The organism is Vibrio gelatinilyticus (assembly GCF_022836845.1).
Lineage (GTDB): Bacteria > Pseudomonadota > Gammaproteobacteria > Enterobacterales > Vibrionaceae > Vibrio > Vibrio gelatinilyticus.
Map to the genome: position 1 here is coordinate 55,698 of NZ_JAJNNZ010000014.1, position 21,535 is coordinate 77,232.

The 21,535-nt window shown below is 45.1% G+C and carries 15 protein-coding genes and 1 pseudogene; 3 read left to right on the forward strand and 13 right to left on the reverse strand.

All coding sequences use genetic code 11. The annotated features are described in order from the left end of the window. Nucleotides 1-29: 29 nt before the first annotated feature. The 6 genes from LNL84_RS15515 to LNL84_RS15540 form a co-directional block, all read right to left on the reverse strand. Nucleotides 30-869, reverse strand: a complete 840-nt coding sequence (locus LNL84_RS15515) for an ABC transporter permease subunit (RefSeq protein WP_244358463.1) — start codon at nt 867-869, stop codon at nt 30-32. Further along, entirely contained in the window at nt 866-1,783 is a 918-nt protein-coding gene (gene potH / locus LNL84_RS15520; RefSeq protein WP_244358464.1) for a putrescine ABC transporter permease PotH, read from the reverse strand. The genes LNL84_RS15515 and potH overlap by 4 nt, the downstream gene beginning before the upstream one ends. Beyond that, the gene (gene potG, locus LNL84_RS15525; RefSeq protein ID WP_244358465.1) at nt 1,780-2,922 is read right to left on the reverse strand and encodes a putrescine ABC transporter ATP-binding subunit PotG; all 1,143 of its coding nucleotides are present in this window, start codon (nt 2,920-2,922) and stop codon (nt 1,780-1,782) included. The genes potH and potG overlap by 4 nt, the downstream gene beginning before the upstream one ends. Before the next feature lie 53 nt (nt 2,923-2,975). Further along, nucleotides 2,976-4,085: a polyamine ABC transporter substrate-binding protein gene (locus tag LNL84_RS15530; protein WP_244358466.1), complete on the reverse strand. Its 1,110-nt coding sequence runs from the start codon at nt 4,083-4,085 to the stop codon at nt 2,976-2,978. A gap of 42 nt (nt 4,086-4,127) precedes the next feature. After that, a complete protein-coding gene (locus LNL84_RS15535; RefSeq protein WP_244358467.1) occupies nt 4,128-5,477 on the reverse strand; it encodes an aspartate aminotransferase family protein in 1,350 nt (449 codons plus the stop codon). A 117-nt stretch (nt 5,478-5,594) separates the two neighbouring features. Beyond that, nucleotides 5,595-6,926, reverse strand: coding sequence for a glutamine synthetase family protein (locus LNL84_RS15540; protein WP_244358468.1), 1,332 nt, complete (start codon nt 6,924-6,926; stop codon nt 5,595-5,597). A gap of 318 nt (nt 6,927-7,244) precedes the next feature. On the opposite strand from LNL84_RS15540, the gene LNL84_RS15545 reads away from it, so the two are divergent. Then, nucleotides 7,245-8,633, forward strand: coding sequence for a glutamine synthetase family protein (locus LNL84_RS15545; RefSeq protein ID WP_244358469.1), 1,389 nt, complete (start codon nt 7,245-7,247; stop codon nt 8,631-8,633). Nucleotides 8,634-8,658: 25 nt separating this feature from the next. Next, nucleotides 8,659-9,936, forward strand: a complete 1,278-nt coding sequence (locus LNL84_RS15550; RefSeq protein ID WP_244358470.1) for an NAD(P)/FAD-dependent oxidoreductase — start codon at nt 8,659-8,661, stop codon at nt 9,934-9,936. Between the two features lie 359 nt (nt 9,937-10,295). Here LNL84_RS15550 and LNL84_RS15555 read toward each other — a convergent pair whose 3' ends face one another. The 6 genes from LNL84_RS15555 to LNL84_RS15580 form a co-directional block, all read right to left on the reverse strand. After that, entirely contained in the window at nt 10,296-12,293 is a 1,998-nt protein-coding gene (locus LNL84_RS15555; RefSeq protein ID WP_244358471.1) for a HAMP domain-containing methyl-accepting chemotaxis protein, read from the reverse strand. Between the two features lie 147 nt (nt 12,294-12,440). After that, entirely contained in the window at nt 12,441-13,595 is a 1,155-nt protein-coding gene (locus LNL84_RS15560) for a hypothetical protein (protein ID WP_425244317.1), read from the reverse strand. 29 nt (nt 13,596-13,624) lie between these two features. Next, a complete protein-coding gene (locus LNL84_RS15565) occupies nt 13,625-14,362 on the reverse strand; it encodes an ABC transporter ATP-binding protein (RefSeq protein WP_244358473.1) in 738 nt (245 codons plus the stop codon). Between the two features lie 12 nt (nt 14,363-14,374). Next, entirely contained in the window at nt 14,375-15,610 is a 1,236-nt protein-coding gene (locus tag LNL84_RS15570; RefSeq protein WP_244358474.1) for an ABC transporter permease, read from the reverse strand. Beyond that, nucleotides 15,600-16,829, reverse strand: coding sequence for an ABC transporter permease (locus LNL84_RS15575; protein ID WP_244358475.1), 1,230 nt, complete (start codon nt 16,827-16,829; stop codon nt 15,600-15,602). The genes LNL84_RS15570 and LNL84_RS15575 overlap by 11 nt, the downstream gene beginning before the upstream one ends. Before the next feature lie 10 nt (nt 16,830-16,839). After that, nucleotides 16,840-17,559 carry an outer membrane lipoprotein-sorting protein gene (locus LNL84_RS15580; protein ID WP_244358499.1) on the reverse strand — a complete coding sequence of 240 codons (720 nt, stop codon included), beginning with the start codon at nt 17,557-17,559 and terminating at the stop codon, nt 16,840-16,842. 356 nt (nt 17,560-17,915) lie between these two features. Between LNL84_RS15580 and glgC the strand changes: the two genes are divergently transcribed. Then, complete coding sequence (gene glgC / locus LNL84_RS15585; protein ID WP_244358476.1) at nt 17,916-19,130, forward strand: glucose-1-phosphate adenylyltransferase; 1,215 nt, start codon at nt 17,916-17,918, stop codon at nt 19,128-19,130. A gap of 55 nt (nt 19,131-19,185) precedes the next feature. On the opposite strand, the pseudogene LNL84_RS15590 reads toward glgC, so the two are convergent. Next, nucleotides 19,186-21,501: pseudogene (locus tag LNL84_RS15590) on the reverse strand (chitinase C-terminal domain-containing protein); the annotation flags it as partial. Nucleotides 21,502-21,535 lie beyond the last annotated feature (34 nt).

Sequence of the window (21,535 nt, forward strand, 5' to 3'; positions counted from 1 at the left end):
CAACAGTGCGACCGACCTCATTGCTAGGATTATTCCGCCAATTTCATTTCAAGTTGTCTGCGTTTCTCTGCTTTGGCCATTACCCACCAAGCAATAAACGTAGCACACGCGACAGCAAGAATAATCAATGTCGCTAACGCATTGATTTTCGGGCTAACCCCTAGTCTTACGCTGGAAAATACCACCATTGGTAGGGTCGTAGCACTTGGGCCTGACACAAAACTCGCTATCACGAGATCGTCTAAAGACAAGGTAAACGCAAGTAACCAACCGGCTAGAATAGCGGGTGCGATTGTTGGTAAGGTAATTTGAAAAAAAACTTTCCATGGTGGAGCGCCCAAATCCATTGCCGCTTCCTCGATAGAACGATCCACTTCTTGTAATCTGGAACTTACCACTACCGTCACATACGCGGTACAAAACGTTACGTGGGCGATCCAAATAGTGAGCATCCCTCGCTGACTAAACAACTCAAACATCTGCCCCATGGCAATAAACAACAAGAGCAACGACAGGCCGGTAATCACCTCGGGCATCACTAAGGGCGCGGTGATCATAAACGCAAAGCTGGTTTCACCATGAAATTTACCAAAACGATTGAGAACAAAGGCTGCGACGGTGCCTAATACCACTGCTGCGCTCGCAGAAAGAAAGCCTATGATGAGGCTAAGTTTTACCCCTCCCATTAGAAGGTCATCTTCAAACAACTCAAAATACCATTTGATGGAAAAGCCAGACCATACCGTCACCAAACGGCTCTCGTTAAATGAATAGATAATGAGTATCAAAATTGGCAGGTATAAAAAGGTAAACCCTGCAGCCAGAATCATCCACTTCCATTTGTTTTTATAGACGGGTATTGCGTTCATGCATTTACCTCCAGCTCTCTTTTTTGATAGCGGTGGAACCACAAAATAGGAATCATCAGAAGTAGCAACATCACAATCGCGACTGCTGATGCCACTGGCCAATCTCGGTTGTTAAAGAACTCTTGCCAAAGCACCTTACCGATCAATATCGAATCAGGTCCTCCTAACAGCTCTGGTATTACAAATTCACCAACCGCAGGAATAAACACCAACATAGAACCTGCAATAATGCCCGCTCTGGTTAACGGAATCAGGATCTGAAATAATGTCGTCATAGGCTTAGCACCCAGATCACTAGCAGCCTCAATAAGGGAGTAATCCACTCGCATCAGTGCAGTGTATAAAGGAAGCACCATAAAGGGCAGATAGGTGTAAACAATACCAATGTAAACAGCCACATCGGTATGGAGGATCCTCAAAGGCTCATCGATGATGCCAATCGACAGCAAGGCATTATTGAGTAACCCATTATTCTTAAGAATGCCGATCCAAGCATATACACGTATCAAAAAGCTCGTCCATGACGGCAATATGATCAACATAAGCAATACATTTCGTGTCGATGGTGTTGAATGCACTATTGCCCATGCAATTGGAAAACCGATGAACAAGCATAGCAATGTCGATATCAGTGCGATGCGAATCGATTGTATATACGAAGAGATATAAAGGTCATCGTCTATGAGGTATTGGTAATTGCCAATGTTAAGTAACAACTGTAGTTGCTGCTCTGCATAGGTTAACAGCTCTGTGTATGGCGGGATCGCTATCTGCGCCTCTGCCAAGCTGATTTTGAATACAATGAGAAATGGCAATAGAAAAAACAGCAATAGCCAGCCATAAGGCACAGCAAGCAATAAGCATTTTGGCGTAGGTATCACCCGCCAAAAATCAAGTTTGGCTTTTTTTATCATAGTTTGAGTACCACACAACTTTCCATGTCCCAGCAAAGGTTGACTCTTTGCTCCCATGTTGGCATGTCTTTACGGTGTCGACTGGTATTTTGCAGTGTCGCGGTCACTAGCTTACCGCTGTCTAGCCTGACATGGTAAATGGACTGATTCCCCATGTAGGCAATATCTTCAACAATGCCAGAGCAAGAGTTTTCCCCTGAAGACGCATAATCACATAACGTCATTTTTTCCGGGCGAACCGCTATTGAAAGTGGAATGCCCGGTGCGCCCGAGACGCCATGAGCTATAGAGATAGGTTTACTGAGATCTGGTGTGGTAACCGTGGCACCGTCACTTTGATTGGTTGTCAAAACACCATCAAAAATGTTCACAGAGCCTATAAATTTGGCGGTATATTTGGAGTTTGGATGCTCATAAATTGATTCAGGGGAACCAATTTGTGCAAACTGTCCTTTATTCATGATTGCGATTCTGCTCGCCATCGTCATGGCTTCTTCTTGATCGTGTGTCACCATTACGCAAGTCACACCGACACTTTCTAAAATGTCGACCACTTCAAGCTGCATTTTTTCTCTAAGATTCTTATCGAGTGCCCCCATTGGTTCGTCGAGCAACAACAACTTGGGTTTCTTCGCCAGACTTCTTGCCAGGGCTACCCTTTGTTTTTGTCCACCTGACAATTGATGGGGTTTTCGCTTGGCGAAATCAGTCATACGCACTAGCTGCAACATATGCTTAACGGTCGCTTCAATTTCTTTTGCTGGCATGCCATCTTGCTTGAGTCCAAACGCAATATTGTTGGCGACCGTCATGTGTGGGAATAGAGCATACGACTGAAACATCATATTCACGGGACGACGATATGGAGGAATTTCAGCCAAGTCTTCACCATCGAGAATAATCTGGCCAGCGGTTGGTTTTTCAAACCCCGCAAGCATCCTGAGTAGCGTTGATTTGCCACAACCCGATGCGCCGAGTAACGCAAATAGTTCACCTTGATTAATGGTAATATCAACATTATCAACCGCTACATGGCCATCAAAATCTTTGGTCAGCCCACGGATTTCCAGAAGAGGTTTAGGCGTTATAGGCTCGTTGTGGTGGTGTACTGGCTCGGTCTCTATAGACATCACTGTCATAATGTTCTCCATAAAAAAGGCGAACACATACCTGTGTTCGCCATGGGTGTTAATTAGTTCTTAATAAAATCCGTCCAAGCACGTGTCACGGAACGTGAAACCTTATGCGGTAGCATTTTCGAACTATACAGTTTCTCTTGAGCTTCAGGCGTTGGGTAAATACCTGGGTCATCCAAGATCTCTTGGTCGATAAACTCTCGAGACGCTAAGTTTGGATTCGCATACCAAACGTAGTTACTGATTTCAGCAATGATTTCTGGACGCATTAAGAAGTTGATGAACAAATGTGCGTTTTCTGGGTGTTTGGCTCCCTTTGGAATGGCCATCAAGTCAAACCAAGCCAGTGCGCCTTCTTTTGGAATCGAGTACGCGACTTCAACGCCATTATCGGCCTCTGCAGCTCGGTCGGCTGCTTGCAACACATCACCGGACCAACCAATAGCAACACAAATATCACCATTTGCTAGGTCATTAATGTATTGAGATGAGTGAAAGTAAGTGACGTGAGGGCGAATGGTCTTCAGTAAAGCCAGTGCGTCTTTCTTGTAATCATTAGGGTTTGAACTGTTTGGATCCTTACCCAAATAGTTCAAAGAGGCAGCCATGATCTCTGTTGGCGCATTGAGGAAACCAACACCGCACTTAGACAGCTTTTCCATGTTTTCAGGTTTGAATACTAAATCCCAGCTATCAACAGGGGCATCTTCGCCCAATATCTCTTTTACCTTGTTGACGTTGTAACCAATGCCAGTGGTTCCCCAAAGATAAGGAACGGAGAAATCATTATTAGGATCGACGGTATCAGCTAAGATCCCCATAAGTTCTGGGTCGAGATTAGAGTAATTCGTGAGTTTACTCTTATCCAACTTCTGGAAAGCGCCCGCTTTTGCTTGTCGTCCTAAGAAATCGTTACTTGGTACAACAATGTCAAAGCCTGTATTTCCAGAAAGAATTTTCGCTTCTAATACTTCGTTCGAATCGAAAACATCATAAACCACTTTGATGCCCGTTTCTTTTTCAAACTTGTCTATCGTATCTTCGGCGATGTAATCTGACCAGTTATAAACATTGAGTACTTTCTCTTCAGCTGACATTGCAGCTGCTGGGGCAAAACCTATTGCCGCACCTAATGCCAGTGTAAAGTAATTTTTCATCTTCACCATTTGGATCTCCGTTCCTATTGCTTTTCTCGTATTCTCGACGGACTACGACTGAACGTCTGCGAGAGTCTTTTCTAACGCTAGCTTGGCTCTTTCAACCAGTAGGTCGATTTCTTCCTTGCTAATGATTAGTGGTGGAGAACAAATCATCGTGTCACCAACGGCTCTAAGCACGACGCCGCTGTTAAAACAGTGCTCACGACACTGTGTTCCCACATCCCATTCCTTATTAAAACGTTCGTTGGTCGACTTATCTTTTACCAATTCAATGGCGCCGACTAAACCCTTCGACCTCGCTTGTGCCACTAAAGGATGCGCTGCAAGCTCTGACCAACGCTTGGCAAAATAAGGCCCTGTCACCTCTCGGACTTGATTGACGATATTAAGCCTTTGCATCTCTTTGATATTGGCTACAGCTACGGCACACGCTGCTGGATGCCCAGAGTAAGTGAAGCCATGCGCAAACTCGGTATCAGCGTCGGTAAGAACTTTCGCTACATGGTCTCGGACCATCACGCCACCCAAAGGCAAGTAGCCTGAGGTGATCCCTTTCGCCATACACATTAAGTCCGGCTTGATGTTAAATGTCTGACTTGCGAACCATTCACCGGTTCTACCAAAACCACAAATAACCTCATCGACAATCAGTAAGATCTCGTACTTGTCGCAAATTCGTTGGATCTCTGGCCAGTAACTCTCAGGCGGTATAATAACGCCGCCCGCGCCTTGAATGGGCTCTGCAATAAAGGCAGCGACTTTATCTTCCCCCACTTCAAGAATTTTCTGCTCAAGTTGACGTGCTCTTTCTAGTCCAAATTCATTGGCATCTTGCCCATTACCCTCACCAAAATGGTACGGCTGATCAATATGTACAATATTTGGAAGAGGTGACCCACCTTGAGCACGCATGAACCCCATACCGCCTAAGCTGACTCCCGCCATGGTGCTGCCGTGATATGCGTTATTGCGGCTGATCACCACTTGCTTATCGGGTTTTCCTAAGCTCGACCAATAATGTCGAACCATTCGGAGCACGGTGTCATTGCATTCTGAACCTGAGCCCGTGAAGAAAACATGATTCATCCCCTCTGGCGTCACTTCAGCGAGAAGCGTTGAAAGCTCTACCGCCGGTGGATGTGTAGTCTGAAAGAATAGATTGTAATATGGGAGCTCTTTAAGCTGCTCTGTCGCAGCGTCGATCAGAGGTTGGCTGCTGTAACCAAGGTTTACGCACCACAGACCCGCCATTCCATCGAGGATCTTGTGACCATCCTCATCAAAGATATAGATGCCTTCAGCTTTAGTAATAACACGTGAACCCTTTGCGTTCAGAGCCTTAAAGTTTGTGAAGGGGTGCAAGCAGTGTGCACTATCTTGTTCTATCCATTTAGACATAAGTTCACTTCCATTTCATTAATATATATGTGGTTATTCACCACTTATAGTCAATAATGACTGAGCTATGATTTGAATCCTCATTAAGAGGAATTGACAAAAAAACCAAATGACGGTTTATACATTCAACAATAAGAATTCTCGCTCCCAAGAACTGATCACTTGGAAAAACGTTTTGTATTCTTTACGCTTGATAGCGACATAGGCCGACACAAATCGATCGCCTAAGATCTCTCTTAGCTCGTCGCTTTGTTCTAATAGCACTAATGCATCCTCAAGAGTGTGAGGAAGAGAGTAGGGCTCGGTTGTCATATCACCTGTACTTTGAGCGGTCGGTGTCAATTTTTCCTTCATGCCCAAATAGCCACATGCCAATGTTAACGCCATCGCTAGATAAGGATTGGCATCTGCGCCTGCGTAGCGATTCTCGATACGGCGAGCGTTTTTCTCAGAGACTGGAACGCGCAGTCCTACTGTGCGGTTGTCTTCGCCCCATGCTACGTTGGTTGGTGCTGAATCACCAAAGACGAGTCGACGATAAGAGTTGATGTTCGGTGCGAAAAAGGCGATCGCTGCTGGGGTGTACTTTTGCATGCCAGCGATATAATTGAGAAATAGTTCGCTGTTAGTGCCGTCTTCATTTGCAAACAGGTTAACGCCGTTAGCATCGACCAAGCTTTGATGAATATGCATTGCACTGCCAGGTTCATCCTCCATTGGCTTAGCCATGAAAGTAGCGTAAACGTCATGCTTAAGGGCCGCTTCGCGCACGGTGCGTTTGAATAAGAACACCTGATCGGCTCTGTCTAATGGCTCACCGTGATCAAAATTGAGTTCCATTTGCGCAGCGCCAGATTCATGAACCAGCGTATCCACATCCAACTCTTGGGCTTCACAATAGTCGTACATGTCTTCAAAGATTGGGTCAAACTCATTCACAGCATCAATACTGAAAGATTGCCTCGCCGTTTCAGGGCGACCATTACGACCAATTGGTGGCTCAAGCGGATAGTCCCAGTCCAGATTCTTCTGAACAAGAAAGAATTCAAGCTCGGGTGCAACGATTGGATTCCAACCTTCTTTTTCATACAGGCTTAACACTCGACGAAGTACGGCTCTTGGGGAAATATCAACGGGATCCCCATCGACGGTATAACAATCATGAATGACTTGAGCTGTCGGCTCTTTCGTCCAAGGAACGAAACGAATGGTGTTGGGGTCGGGCTCAAGTGTCATGTCTTTTTCGGTAAGGTCGATCATGCTTTCATCATCAGGCCAATCACCCGTCACCGTTTGAAAAAAAACCACTTCGGGAAGGCGCATACCACCTTCTCGAAGGAATTTTTTGGCAGGCATTATCTTGCCTCTGGCATTGCCCGTGATATCCGGGATCAGACACTCAACCTCGGTAATTCGATTACTTTCAATCCATTTGCTAATTTTTTCCATAAATACTTTTAACCTATATTCGACAATGAATTTATCAATAAAGCACCACTAGCATGGACGGCAAAGCGCTTAAAAGTCAATCAAATTTGTTAATTATTTTATAACTTATCATGCTTTTCTTTACACAAAGTTAACATTGTTGTTGTAATTTACTGAACATTGTGTGTATGGTTAATGATGTGTTCTTGGTGATCTTTTCATTGATTCATACAACATCATTCGTCGGCGAGCAGTGCGACTATTACAAAAAGGCCTGACTACCGTTGGCCTCAAAATCAAACCTAAAATTCTTGAATACGTTTAGGGAGCGAACTGAAGATGAGCGAGCTAGCAAAGCAAGCAGTCACACAAAGCAGTGATAGTAATCGAAGTAATGAAGGGATCATCGAAACGTTCATTAATCAACACCCCAAGGTAACAACCGTCGATCTTATGCTTTTCGATATGAACGGAGTGATCCGGGGAAAGCGAATCAATGTCTCCCAACTCGAAAAAGTGTCAGAACAAGGAATTTGCTTACCTGCTTCCGTTTTTGCATTAGATATCTGTGGTGAAACAGTCGAAGAAACAGGGTTAGGTTTCGAAAAAGGCGATGGGGATCGAATATGCAAACTGGTCGAGAACTCGCTTCAGTTAACACCTTGGCAAGAGAATAGTGCCCAAGCCATTGTCACAATGTTCGAACCTAAATCTCACGTGCCTTTTTTTGCAGACCCGCGACATTTACTCGAAACTCAACTGGATAAGTTTTCACAACTTGGGCTAACACCGTGTGTAGCGATTGAATTAGAATTCTACTTACAGGATTTAGAACACGACGAACACGGGCAACCTCAACCACCATTGATGCCAATCAGTGGCGAGAGAATGACTCAAACTCAAGTATATTCGTTAGAAGAACTTGATGAATTCAAAGCATTTCTTGATGAAATACTCGAAACTTGTCACGAACAAAGAATTCCCGCAGAAAACATCACTGCTGAATACGCACCTGGCCAATTTGAGGTCAATTTAAAACACACTACCGATGTTCTTTTGGCTTGTGATCAAGCAATGCTACTCAAACGAGTTGTCAGATCTGTCGCAAAAAAACACGGCTTTTATGCCAACTTTATGGCAAAACCATATACCGACTATGCCGGTAACGGTTGTCATGTTCACGTTAGCGTGCTGGACAGCGAAGGTTTTAATATCTTTGGTAAAGACAAAAATACTCTGCTTCATGCTGTATCAGGGCTATTGAGTCATCTCGATGAAAGCATGGCGATTTTTGCCCCTAATGCCAACTCTTACCGTAGGCTCCAACCGAACATGTTTGTTCCATTACATGCGACTTGGGGTTGGGATAACAGAACTGTTGCCGTGCGTGTGCCAGCAAGCGAAAAACACGACCGCCGTATTGAGCATCGTCTGTCTGGTGCAGATGTTAACCCATACCTCACCGCTTCGGTCATTTTGGTGTCAATACTCGATGGGATGGAGAAGCAGCAATTACCACCAGCGCCAATAGAAGGTGATGCTTCGCTCGTTGAACTTCCTCATCTTCCTATTTCCTGGGACGCGGCATTGCACCACTTCGAACAGAGCACATTTTTGCAACAGCAGTTCGGCGAAGAGTTTTGCAAAGTGTATCTGGCAAACAAAAAGCATGAGCAAGAGCGCTTTTCTGCTCAGGTCTCTCCACTAGAATATCAATGGTACAAATAAGTTTCTCCATGCAAGGATACAATGTATGAAACCAAAGCACACCAATTCTTACTACGCCGCATCGGCCAATCAGCAACTTGATTTTCCGGTATTGAAAGGGGCTCACAAGGCCGACGTATGTGTCATTGGCTCTGGCATCACGGGCGCAACAGCGGCATTGGAATTGGCCAACCGTGGGTTCAAGGTCATTGTTCTTGAAGGCAAGCGAATCGGATGGGGGGCATCGGGCCGCAGTGGCGGCCAAGCGATTTTTGGTTGGGCATCTGAGCAAAGTACTCTTGAAAAACTGGTCGGGAAGTCTGACGCTCGCCAATTATGGGATATTAGTGTCGATGCACTTACGCTGACTAAGGCAAACATCAAAAAATACAATATTGATTGCGATTGGCGTGATGGCATGGTCCACGTTGGCCTAAAGCCTAGACACGATAAAGGACTCAGAGCCTGGCATGACGATCTTCGTGAGAATTACGATTACCACTCCTTAGAGTTATGGGATAAAACAACAACTCAAGAAAACATTGCAAGTGACCGTTATACCTCGGGAATGTTCGATTCCAATAGCGGTCATTTACACCCACTCAACTATACATTGGGACTGGTAAAAGCCGCCAAAGAAGCCGGCGTTGAGTTTTTTGAACATAGTGAATGTAAGAAAATCGAACACGGTGATCCTGCTACTTTGTTTACCAAAGACGGGACTGTCGAAGCTAACCACGTTGTTTTGGCCTGCAATGCTTATATGGACGGGTTAGAAACAAAGTTAGAGAATAGAGTCATGCCCGTTGGTACCTATGTGTGTGCGACAGAGCCTCTCGGTGAAGAGGTCACTGGTGGCTTAATGAAAAACCACATTGCGGCTTGTGATATCAACTTTGTTCTCGACTATTTCCGCTGCTCGGGTGACCACCGAATGCTTTTTGGAGGGCGAGTAAGTTACTCTGGCATGGCGCCATTCAACTTAGAGAAAGCCATGCAATCGCGAATGGTCGACATATTCCCTCAACTTAAAGGGGCATCTATTGATTTTGCCTGGGGAGGTAATGTCGCAATCACGATGAACAGAGCACCACATTTTGGCAGGCTCGCACCTAATGTCTATTTTGCACAAGGGTTTTCTGGTCACGGTATTGCCGCAACGGGGATGGCAGGGACACTAATGGCAGAGTGTATAGCAACGACGGCCGAACGTTTTGCGATTTTTGATAAGATCCCTCACATGCCCTTCCCCGGTGGCCGATTATTTAGAACGCCAACTCTGGTCCTAGCAATGTCTTATTTCCGGATCCGAGATCTGCTTTAATCAGTAAACAAAGCTGCCAGTTTATCCGGCAGCTTTACCAATCAAGGCAAGACTATTTCATTCTTTTAAGGTCACCATCGAAAAACTCAGAGCTAATAACGCGCATACTGTGACCACCATAAATATCAGGTTAAGGCTCTGTGGATATGAGAGTTAGTAAAGTAACCAATTGGATTGCTCCAAATATAAATGCGGCAGCATACCAAAACGAAAGACCGTTTTTTGCCAACAGTTGTATCTCCAATAAATTTTATCCATTTCAAAAGAGCACAATATTGTAATTACGTATCTTGCTAATTTAAACGTGTAACATACTAAAAAGCCCCGAATTATTCGGGGCTTTTTAGTGTGTCTTTTACCTACACGGTAAATTTGTCGACTTGTTGGTGCAGTTCTTTGACACTTTGTCGTACCGACTCGGTTATATCATCTGCATGACGAGACTGACTTGCGACGGTCTTCAAAGACTCATTGATGGTATTGACGAGATTGGAAATAGACTGTGTCGCTTGAGCTTGTTGCTCGGCTGTGGCCGACAAGCTTGCCATTTGGTCATTAACAATATCGACTTGCTCTCCTGTCAATTTAATTTTACTCGTGGCTAATTCAGTATGGTTGACCGCTGTTTCAGCCATTCTGCTTCCAACATGTATCTGCTCGACCACCTTGGAAGTTGACGCCTGTATGGCTTGTATGATGGCATTAATTTCAGTGGTAGACTCGGTAGTTCGACTCGCAAGCATTCGGACTTCATCAGCAACAACAGCAAAACCCCTCCCCTGATCACCCGCTCTTGCTGCTTCTATCGCGGCATTCAAGGCCAATAAGTTAGTCTGTTCTGCCAGCCCTTCAATCACTTCGGTCACTTTACCGATTGAATCGCTTTCAGTGACCAATTGCGCCGCAATGACCTGAGTGGTCTCGATAGCAGACGCAAGCTCCGCCATACTGTTCTGATTATCTGAAAGAGCAAGTTCCCCATTCCTAAGCTCTTGCTTTGATTCCATTAGTGCTTGCGAAGATATACTCACTTGCTGTGCTGTTTGTTCCGCACCGACTGCCACTTCAGACAAAGACAACCCCATCTCTTGAATGTGACTGGACTGCTGCTCGACTTGATTGACCGTTGCCTTGCTACTCGTCGCAACCTGCTCCATCCGCTGGTGTACCGATTGCGCATTGCTGGTCACGCCGCCCACTAAAGTTGCAAGCGCATTGTTCATTGAATTGATAGCCGATGTTAGGTAGGTCAGCTCATCTCCACCGGTTTCTTGCAGTGGCTCATGAGATACATCACCACCAGCAATAGACTGTGCACGCTGCGATATCAAGGCAACCCGTTGTCCAATATGTCGCCCCATATAGGTTGAGATAACTAATGCTGAAACAACCGCAATTACGCAACTTGCTACCAATAGAGAGATGACCATCACCACACTTTCAGCAATGTTGTCTTCTGTTGTGATAACACCCTGTTGCTGAGTAACGACGATATCATTCAATTGGGATTCCATCTCTTTCAAGCTAGGAACAAGCGAGATATCCATAATAAAATTAGTTTGGTTCCATTGAGATGACTGCCTCAAGCTCACTACCTGGTTCGCTAAAGGTAGATACAAAGCCTGCATTTCTTTAAACAAGGACCACAAGCTTTCATCACTATCGCTTAATAACGACTCCATCGAACCGATCTCTTTAACAACTTTCTGATGAGACTTCATGAAGTCATTGTACTTATTAAGATAGTCTTGTTGACCATATTGGAGGTAGTCTCGCAAAGAAGCCAGAGCATTTGCTAAAGTGGTATAGCCATCGGCGTAGAGCTTAAAGAGCCGTTTTCGCTCTCCCCCCTCACTACGACTCGCTTCGTCGTTTATCAGCCCCTGTAACTGGTCAAGGGCCACTTCAGCGATTGGCGCTGCTTCGTTGATGAAAAGTTCGTGTGCAGGTAGATCTTCATCTGTATGTCCAAGTTCTAGAACTTCACCGGCATCGTATTTTATCGTATCCCAAAGTTCAGTAAGCTCGGCATATTTCTCTGCGTCGACCAAAGATTCAAGGCTAATAAAACGAATGTCCGCGGCATCAATCAACTGCGATACTTCGCTACGATAGGCCGCAACGTATTCTTCATTTCCCATTGTGAGCATAAAGCCTCGTAGGCTAGAGACCATTGACTGAAGCGATTGCCCAAGGTGGCGACTCGCATCGACCGTGGGTAAGTCATTTTGAATAAGATTAGTGGTTTGACTCTGAACCTGATTGACACTTCGGAAAACAAAAAGTGATGAGATAATAAACAATGCACCAAGCGCTAAAAAACCTAGTCTAAGCTTTGCTGATATCGAGAGTTTCATCCTTAAACCTCAAATAGTTAATACTCAATCAATATATCGGCAAGTCGGACCAGAAATAAAGTTTTTTTTAACAACTTTGTAATTAATATAAACACGGTGAATACAAAAGAGTTAAATAATTCGACTTTCTCCCAAAAAATACCGCTTCTAAAAGGCCCATTTAATATTAGCGAACAACAAAGTTGATGGTGTTTGGCCAAACAAGCTGCCTGTAGCGCCGTCAAAACGTTGCAAAACAGTGAGCAACTGCCAGTCATCGGCTAGTGAATAACTGTTTGATAGGCCAACAAAAAATGAGTTGTCCTGATAGTAACTACCAGAAAATGTCACTTTACTTAGCGGTGTCACATCAAAGCTTACATCCGCGTAGCCAGTATAGGTGGTAAAACTCAACGTGCGTGCGGTCAGAGGAAGTGTCAGATACAGGACGGCATCGGAAACGGGTTGCGGTTCGCCGATGTACAGTAGTGAAGCACGGGCCAGCCAATTTCGTTTTCCACCAAAACTGTAGTCGGTCTCGATACTAGAAACGAACGTTTTCTTAAATGTCTGACCTTTGTATTGGTCCATCCAAGGATCAAGCCATGTCAACTCTCCTCTTAGCCCCGCTCCGTAGACATCCCCCGCGAATCCGGTACCTATCACATAGTCAAGTCCGGCTTTACCTGCCAGCGCCTGAATATCCCAACCTTCAATGTTGAAGAGGTAGCGTGCAGAGTACCTATCTAGATTGCTGTCTTTCGAAGGGCTATATACCAGATCGATGCTGCTGGCAAAACCAAGCTTTTTGCTGATAGAGATTGCGTCCGAACCTGGGCGCTCCTCATAATCAAAGTCATATATTGAGTACGCGTTATAAATATCGTTTGGGTTCCAAACAGTGTTCATCGCCCAATTGATTCGAAAGCGACCACCTCTGATGTTCCAGCCATCACTTTTCCAGTCTAAGTACAGGCGATCAAGTTGGCTATTAAGAATCAAATTGTCGTTGTCTATCAAGTTGCTTGAAAGATCAAAGTAGCCATTATCTAACTCAATAATTTGAGAGTAGAAAGGAGCGCTTAGACTATCGCCGATGATGACCCTATTTCGCATACCGACATTGACGCGAAAGTGGGAGTTAAAGCGATACTCATAATTGAACCTCTGATGAACTAAATGATCGAGGGTATTGTCTTGATGGTCGACAATGGTCCCTGTCGCCATATATTTTACATACCCGTTGAGATCCCAATGGTTCTCTGGAGCCAAGCCCGGGATCTCTGCATATGCTTTGAACCCAGAGATAACCGTGCCTAGCATCACCGCAATAGCGACTCGTTTCCTCAAAATCATACCGCCTGGTTTACACTATCTTGTGTCGCCGAAGACGGTAACAATGACTCACTTTGCATGGTGTCCGAAGCTAATTTGCCATCTTCAAAGACGATGACTCGTTTCGCTCGCTTTATAACCCGTGGATCATGGGTTGAAAAGATAAAAGTCGTCCCTTCGACTTCATTAAGGTGTTGCATGATATCGAGCAACTCGCTGGTGCTTTGCGCATCTAGATTCGCGGTCGGTTCATCCGCCATCACAAACCTTGGCCGCGGCGCTAGTGCTCTGGCAACCGCGACTCTTTGCTGTTGTCCACCAGACATTTTTTTCGGTCGTTTATGCATTTGATCAGCCAGTCCTACTTGCTCTAGCAACGCCTCTGCACGTGCGCGACATTGAGTTTCGGTTAGGCCCTGTAGCTGCATAACAAATTCGACATTTTCTAAGGCAGTTAAAACCGGTAATAGACTGTAATCTTGAAAGATAAAGCCGATGTTATCTCGACGAAACGCGATCAACTCTTTTTCTGATAGCTCACAAATATTGTTTCCGTCGATAACAACAACACCCGATGTTGGAGTGTCTATTCCCCCGAGCGTATTGAGTATCGTAGTTTTACCGGACCCTGAAGGTCCCATAATCGCCACAAATTCACCTTGCTCAATGTGCAAAGACAGATCATTGACGGCATGAACAGGAAACTCACTATCAGGATTATATATCTTGTTCAGTTTATCGATATTAATGGTCATTCACGCTACCCTCTAGTGCTTATCTGCCAACGCATCAACCGGGCGTTGCTTAAGTATTTGTCTTGCGGGATACAATGCCGCAAACAAAGACGCTGTAAAAACGGTCATCAGAACCATCACATATTCACCATTCGTCACTTTCGGGTACAACACGGTGTCAACACCATAGGCTCCTAAGCCTTCCGCCATCGAACCAAGAGGAAGCCCGGTTATTTGCATAATTTTGATCATCAACATACTGCCTAAAATGCCTAAAAGCGCACCAAGTACACCAAGCATTAATGTTTCTAATAGTATTAGGCCAAAAATTTTGTGCTTTTGCATGCCAACGGCCATCAGAACGCCAAACTCTTGCGTTCGCTCGAACACAGACATCAGCATGATATTGACGATGCCAAATGCCATGGCAATGACAAACACCGTTAGCATGATCTGATTACTGGTCTGCATGGTCGAAATCATTGTCGCTAATAGAGGCTGAATCTGGTACCAACCTCGCACATCTATGTCGTCGTCTAATTGATTGGTTAGTTGAGCCACTAATTGTCTTACAAACACTTCGCTTGCTGCACCTGAAGCGCCTTGTGTGAAGATAGCGTACTCATGGACTTGCTCAAGCTGCGACAGCGCTTGAATGTCTTTCTTACGTACTAAAACATTCCCATCATCGTACGCAGTAGACGGCGTTTTAAAAATACCTCTTACTCTAAAGGCGGCGCCGGTTACTTCACCTTGAGGGTTGGTAAAGGTAATGACAACTTTGCTGCCAATACGTAGCTTGAGACGCTGGGCCGTTTTCGATGACACCAAAATGGGATTTCGTCCTGTAGAGTCTAACCATGAGCCCTCAACTAGGTGCTCAGCGATTGGCGTGAAAGCTCGCTCTTTTTCGTGGTCGATACCATTAATGCGTACACCTCTGGTGCTTCTCGCAGACGCTATCATTCCATCGACCAGAAAACGCGACACCCAGCGCTGGACGTCCTTATTGTTATCGAGGTGTTGCTCTATAAGCTGTGGTGAATGAATAAAATCATTAATGTCTGGATTGATATTGAAAGCACGATTATGAATCTGAGCATGACTGGTTTGCCATGAAATGGCATTGTTGATCATACTGTCTGTCATGCCATTGGAGAATCCCATCATGGCAACCACACCCATAAGGCCAAACACCATTGCGCCCGACATTATCGAGGTACGCAGCTTATTGCGCCAAAGATTTCGCCACGCCAACTTAATGAGCATGCGCACCTCCTTTTAATGCCGAAACCAGTTCCATGCGCCAAATTCTCCAACTGGGGTAAATTAAGCACAATGCTAAAATGACCGACACTGCAATGCTTTGATCGATAAATAGTCCAATATCCAAGGACACTGGCAATATCGGTTCAAAACCTGCTTCAAGCATCATCGTTGCGGCGTCTCCGGTTATTTCTATGGGATTAAAGTAAAAATAACCAAGAATAGGAAGTGACAGCGTCACGCCAATGAGGATACCAATCAGACAAATAAAGAGCGATTCTATGCACAACAGGCCTATAAGTTGTTTCCTCTCCATACCTGTTGCCAACATCACACCAAACTCACGTTGACGCTCTAATGTCATCATCATTATTGTCGCAAACAGCCCAAACCCTACAATTCCGTAGAGAATGTAAATTAAGAATATTCCACCCGCTCTATCCATCGCTATCTGTTGGGCCATCTCGGGGGATAGATCCTGCCAATCCCTCACGCTGACATCAGGTCCCATGAGTTCTTTCAGCTTGTTTTCAACATTAGGGATGTCATTAAGAGATTCTGTGTGTATCACCCAGGATGTCACTAAATCCTGGGCGCTATATAAGAATTGAGCAGATTGAATGGGCATATAAACCAATTGGTTATCTAAGCTTTTTACCGGAAATCTCAACAAACCATTTACAGTGTAAAGCCCTGCTGCTGTCTGCCCTTGAAAGCCTTGACCATAGAGCACAATTTCATCGCCGACATTCAATTGCAAATACTTGGCCAAACCTTCTCCGACCAAAATACCTTTATCATTATTGCTGATAAAACGACCTTGAGAGAGTTTATCACTTACATGAGAGTATTCATCTTCCAGATTAGGATCGACGCCGAGAACCAATACTCCTTTTGACCGATCCTCTGCAGCCGCAAGCGCAACAGACTCGATACGGGGCAAAACGTGTGTCACTTCTGCCAAAGAGCGCACCGGGGCAATGTAGTCATTATTGCCAGGTAAGACATCGTCAATGCCGCCACTGTCAGCATATTCTGGATTTTGTAGTTGAATCAATCCAGTATAGAAACGCGCCGCATTATCAATATTGGTTGAGTAGCTGCCCTCTTGAAGACTTCGAGTTAGAAGGGACAACAATAACGCGAGAGATAACGCAGACGCCGTTAACAAAGTTCGCCGTTTCTGCCGCCATAAATTTCGCCATGCAAGCTTTAAGAGCATGTCGCCTCCATTAGTCCCTGAGGGCCTTCATTTGGCTTTGCGAGAAGAAATTATCGCCGATATCGAAATCAAATTGCGCTTGGTGTGTCACCATCTCTGTTTTATGTCCTTCTTTGTCTGCGGGGATCATTTCCATCCTGGTCGCGACCATTCTGCCGCCAAGTTTTTTAATATCAAAGGTTTGCATCGTATTCACTTTTTCGTCAAATTCATCATAAAACTCGACTTTTCGCTGGAGGTAGTCCTCCTTAGATATCCATAGTTTAACTTTACTCCACACCACAGGAGCATCAGGTTTAGCAAAAGCATCAATCACCCATGTTTTTTGGCCATCAAACATGTCCTCCCCTAGTAACTCATGTGTATAGTCCACCACGATTGAGGATTGGTTAATGAGATCATCATTGGTGAAGTCGGACCCCATCCAGGATTGTCCCAACATTGAAGGGGCGATCTTAACGATCCTTTCAATATTAGGTATCCAGTTCCACATTTCTTTTTGTCGTTTTAGCGATGCCGAACCTTTGTCTTTGGCTGGAGCTGTGACGAGCACTAAGGATAAGTCCTGTCCTTTAGTCCAACTTTTCATGCTCATCGTCCGAGACCACGTCGGTCGAATAATACGCATAGTCAACTCACTAAAGCTCGAATCGCCACGCATCGACTTATCCGATTCAACAACGATTTCTTTTGCGGTTTGCGACCAAGATGAGAAAGAAAAAACCGCCATCAACACGATGAATACCACTTTGATAAATCGAATTTTCATACTTCATACCTGTTTTTTAAACGATATTGCTATCGAGAAGTGATAGCTGTTCAGTTACTTAAAATATACGCTCTACACGCAGAGTTAATGGAAATTTTGCCACTAATATTGATCTGTGTTGAATAAAAGATGACTCTGATAGTAATTTCATCGTTGCCTCATCTTGGTGCGCGCCTGACTTTGCATTGCTCTACGACAGTGCACGGAAAACCTATTTAGTTTAAAAATCTTCTACTTTACAGGGAGTTAAATACTGGCTTGTTTTTTGATAGTAATAACGCGTAGTCCACTTAACGCACATACATTGGGAGTAATCAATGCAAGATACGCTAACTATCGTCCTCGCAGGTGGCATGGGTTCGCGCCTTAGCCCCCTTACCGATCATCGCGCAAAACCCGCTGTACCATTTGGTGGGAAGTACCGCATTATTGATTTCACTCTGACCAATTGTCTGCACTCGGGATTACGACAAATATTGGTACTCACTCAATATAAGTCACACTCTCTTCATAAACACATCCGCGACGGTTGGTCGATATTTAATCCTGAGCTAGGCGAATACATTACAGTCGTGCCTCCTCAAATGCGCAAGGGCGGAAAATGGTACGAAGGTACTGCTGATGCTATCTTTCATAACCTATGGCTGTTATCGCGCAGCGATGCCAAACATGTGGTTGTACTCTCAGGTGACCATATTTATCGCATGGATTACGACGCAATGCTTAAGCAGCATAAGTCAAATAATGCCACATTAACGGTTGCCTGTATGGATGTTCCTCGTGGCGAAGCCAGCGCGTTTGGGGTCATGGAGACTAACGAAAGCATGCAAGTCATCGACTTCAACGAAAAACCTAGCGCTCCTGTTGCAATGCCCAACGACCCGAGCAAATCACTGGTATCAATGGGTATCTATATCTTCGAAATGGAGGCTTTGAAACAGGCCTTAGAGACCGATTCAGAGCTTGCCAATTCTAGCCATGATTTTGGTAAAGACATCATTCCAAAGCTCATAGACTCACAAGGTGTCTATGCCTATCATTTTGGTGATGACTTAGGTCGAGTGGCAAAAGACAGCTATTGGCGTGACGTGGGAACAATTGATTCACTCTATCAAGCCAATATGGATTTGCTAGAACCCGTCCCACCCATGAATCTATATCAAGAGAACTGGGGAATCAGAACGTACGAGCCTCAATTACCTCCAGCACGCACCGTCCCATCAGCAACAGGAAATGAAGGTATCTTTATTAATTCCATTATCTCCAACGGTGTCATCAATTCAGGAGGTTCAGTCCATCATTCAGTGTTGTCTTCAAATGTAAGAATCAACGATGGCGCGACCATCGCCGATAGCATTTTATTTGATGGCGTGACTGTTGGGGAAAATTGCCAGTTAGCGAATTGTATCATCGACAAACATGTTGTGATCCCTGACAACACCACGATCGGTATAGACCTAAAAGAAGATGCCAAACGCTTTCATATATCTTCGCAGGGTATTGTCGTCGTACCCGAAGGCTATTGTTTTTAATCCAATCGCCACTCAGATTGAGTGGCGATTGCTTTTTCACTTCGTGGTTGTCAGGTTAGAAAGCGCACACCTCTTTCCAACTGCCATCACTGCCTGGTATAGAATTTGTCCACCATTTCGCTTCATAGACCACACCATCATATATCAGCTTGTCTCCGCCGCTAGCATGGCTTGGGTCACCTTTCCAGTCTAGCTGAGGAAAGTCAGGGTAAGTATTGATGCCCGCCGTATCACAACTGCCTGGATTAGTCCCACCACTATCTCCGCCCCCTGTGTTACCACCCGCGGTCAAATCAGCTAAAGGTAATAGCGGGTGCTCGAACTTGAAAGCATAGTCTTGATTGTTAACACTGACCGTATAGTTAGCGGGGCCTGAAATGGGCAAATAGTACACTATATCCAGTTCGTAGCTTGCGCCAGCTGGCAGAGTTTTCCAACTCGGTAATTTAAACGCGATACGGTGCAATTCACTGTCTAGACCACCGATGTTGTTTGCTCTAGTGTGACCAGAAGCTATCACTTTTAAACCACCGCCAGATTGATCTTTGGCGTTGCTTGGAGCCGATGTAGGGATGTCGAACTGGAATTCAGTACCGCCCGGTAAGTCCGTACCCGTGTTATTAGTAAAAGTGATTTTTGGGTTTATTGGGTAGTTCTGGTCACCCACTTTAAACCCGTCGATGGAGACCGTAATATCCACCGCTTCACTTGGCATTAAACCAGTGGTTACCTTGTTTCCATATGGCGTCGCATGGGCAAATTTTTCATAAATAGCTTGGGTCATACTATTACCCATATGGTATTCGCCATTGCCAGAAATACACGCCTGCTCTGTAAGATCCACACTCGCTCGATTACCATTGCTATCAAGAACGTAACAATTGTAGTCACCCGCCAACTCCCAAAACATAATACCGCCAATCTCTTTATCAATAACATAGTCAGCTTTGACATGGATTGACTCGACGTCTTCAGTCGATAAGAAAACTTTCTTCTGTTCATTCCAAAGCCAAGGTGCCACTGCGACACTGTCGTAAAAACGCGCGTAGTGACCAACAAGCTGATCGGCTTCATCGTTAACAGGATCCAACCCATAGGCTTGAGTATAAGAACCCCAAATTCCCTTTTCTAAGTTTTTCGCATGCCACATCGGATTGGATCCCGCGCCCATCTCGTTGCCATTCGCATCTTTGTCATGCCACATGTTGTCGATCCCGATCGCACCATAGCCACAATTGTTTTTTTCGCCCTCTCCGGTGCCTTTCGGGCATTCAGATTGATTAGGTAGTGGCGCTCTTCCCCATAAGCCGTTAGTCCCGCCAGTAACATTTTGCCAACCACGTGTGTAATAAGGCACGCCGATATTAATACGTCCTGCAGGCATTGAGCCTCTGAAATAGTGATAGGCCCAGTCTGTATTGAGGTAACCGATGCCACCATAAGCGGCGGTGCCGTACACATTCCAAGCCGCTAACTCTGAATCCTCACCCGTGTCAAATAACGCGGCATTGGGTCCAACATGATCGTTCCAAGCACCATGCAGGTCATACGACATGATGTTGACGTAGTCGAGATATTTGGCGACTGACATTGTTTCCATTCCGCGTAGTAAATACCCCGATGAAGGAGCGGCTATCGTCAACATATAATGGATGCCATCTTGTGCACTTACACGATCGAGTTTCTCTCTTAATGTTTTCATTAACACCTTATAAGATGCCATTAGATAACGTCGACGTGACTCAGAAAACTCGGCATCGTCTGGATTACCTGCGCCCGCCATAGACGTAGGATATTCATAGTCAATATCAAGTCCGTCAAACTGGTAGTTGCGCATCATTTCAACTGCTGATGTAGCAAACGTTTCGATTCCCTGATGATTTACCGAACCATCTGCGTTGGTGGTCATAGTGTAGAATCCACCATCAGCAACGCGCTGACCACCAGCAGTAAAGTGCCCTCCGGTTTCTGCCCAGCCCCCTATCGAAATCAAGGTTTTTACCCCGTATTTCTTTTTGGCGGTTGCCAGCGCGCCAAAGTGCCCCTTGAAGCCCAAAGCAGGGTCAACCTCAACACCCGCCCACTCTTTACCGACCGCCGGGTTATTAGGGTCATTTACGTCGCCAATATTCACCTTTCCATCACTACCAATGCTCACAAACGCATAGTTAATATGAGTAAGTTGTTGCCAAGGAATATCACTAACTAGATACGTAGCTTGAGGGTCATCTCCCGCGCGCCAACTGGTGAAGTAGCCTATTACTCGTCTTGGGTGATCTGCCCCCATGTTTTCACGCCCTTCAGCGTCGTAGACAGTACAATATGGAACACTCACGCCCTCTGTTTGGTAAAGCCCATCTGGCCGGCAACTTGCGTCAGCCGTAGCACTATGAACAGCATGTGCA

What these genes read in the sequence shown, in the direction of transcription:
- LNL84_RS15515 (WP_244358463.1), bottom strand. Translation starts at nt 869, where the DNA reads ATGAACGCAATACCCGTCTATAAAAACAAATGGAAGTGGATGATTCTG.
- potH (WP_244358464.1), bottom strand. Translation starts at nt 1,783, where the DNA reads ATGATAAAAAAAGCCAAACTTGATTTTTGGCGGGTGATACCTACGCCA.
- potG (WP_244358465.1), bottom strand. Translation starts at nt 2,922, where the DNA reads ATGACAGTGATGTCTATAGAGACCGAGCCAGTACACCACCACAACGAG.
- LNL84_RS15530 (WP_244358466.1), bottom strand. Translation starts at nt 4,085, where the DNA reads ATGGTGAAGATGAAAAATTACTTTACACTGGCATTAGGTGCGGCAATA.
- LNL84_RS15535 (WP_244358467.1), bottom strand. Translation starts at nt 5,477, where the DNA reads ATGTCTAAATGGATAGAACAAGATAGTGCACACTGCTTGCACCCCTTC.
- LNL84_RS15540 (WP_244358468.1), bottom strand. Translation starts at nt 6,926, where the DNA reads ATGGAAAAAATTAGCAAATGGATTGAAAGTAATCGAATTACCGAGGTT.
- LNL84_RS15545 (WP_244358469.1), top strand. Translation starts at nt 7,245, where the DNA reads ATGAGCGAGCTAGCAAAGCAAGCAGTCACACAAAGCAGTGATAGTAAT.
- LNL84_RS15550 (WP_244358470.1), top strand. Translation starts at nt 8,659, where the DNA reads ATGAAACCAAAGCACACCAATTCTTACTACGCCGCATCGGCCAATCAG.
- LNL84_RS15555 (WP_244358471.1), bottom strand. Translation starts at nt 12,293, where the DNA reads ATGAAACTCTCGATATCAGCAAAGCTTAGACTAGGTTTTTTAGCGCTT.
- LNL84_RS15560 (WP_425244317.1), bottom strand. Translation starts at nt 13,595, where the DNA reads ATGCTAGGCACGGTTATCTCTGGGTTCAAAGCATATGCAGAGATCCCG.
- LNL84_RS15565 (WP_244358473.1), bottom strand. Translation starts at nt 14,362, where the DNA reads ATGACCATTAATATCGATAAACTGAACAAGATATATAATCCTGATAGT.
- LNL84_RS15570 (WP_244358474.1), bottom strand. Translation starts at nt 15,610, where the DNA reads ATGCTCATTAAGTTGGCGTGGCGAAATCTTTGGCGCAATAAGCTGCGT.
- LNL84_RS15575 (WP_244358475.1), bottom strand. Translation starts at nt 16,829, where the DNA reads ATGCTCTTAAAGCTTGCATGGCGAAATTTATGGCGGCAGAAACGGCGA.
- LNL84_RS15580 (WP_244358499.1), bottom strand. Translation starts at nt 17,559, where the DNA reads ATGGCGGTTTTTTCTTTCTCATCTTGGTCGCAAACCGCAAAAGAAATC.
- glgC (WP_244358476.1), top strand. Translation starts at nt 17,916, where the DNA reads ATGCAAGATACGCTAACTATCGTCCTCGCAGGTGGCATGGGTTCGCGC.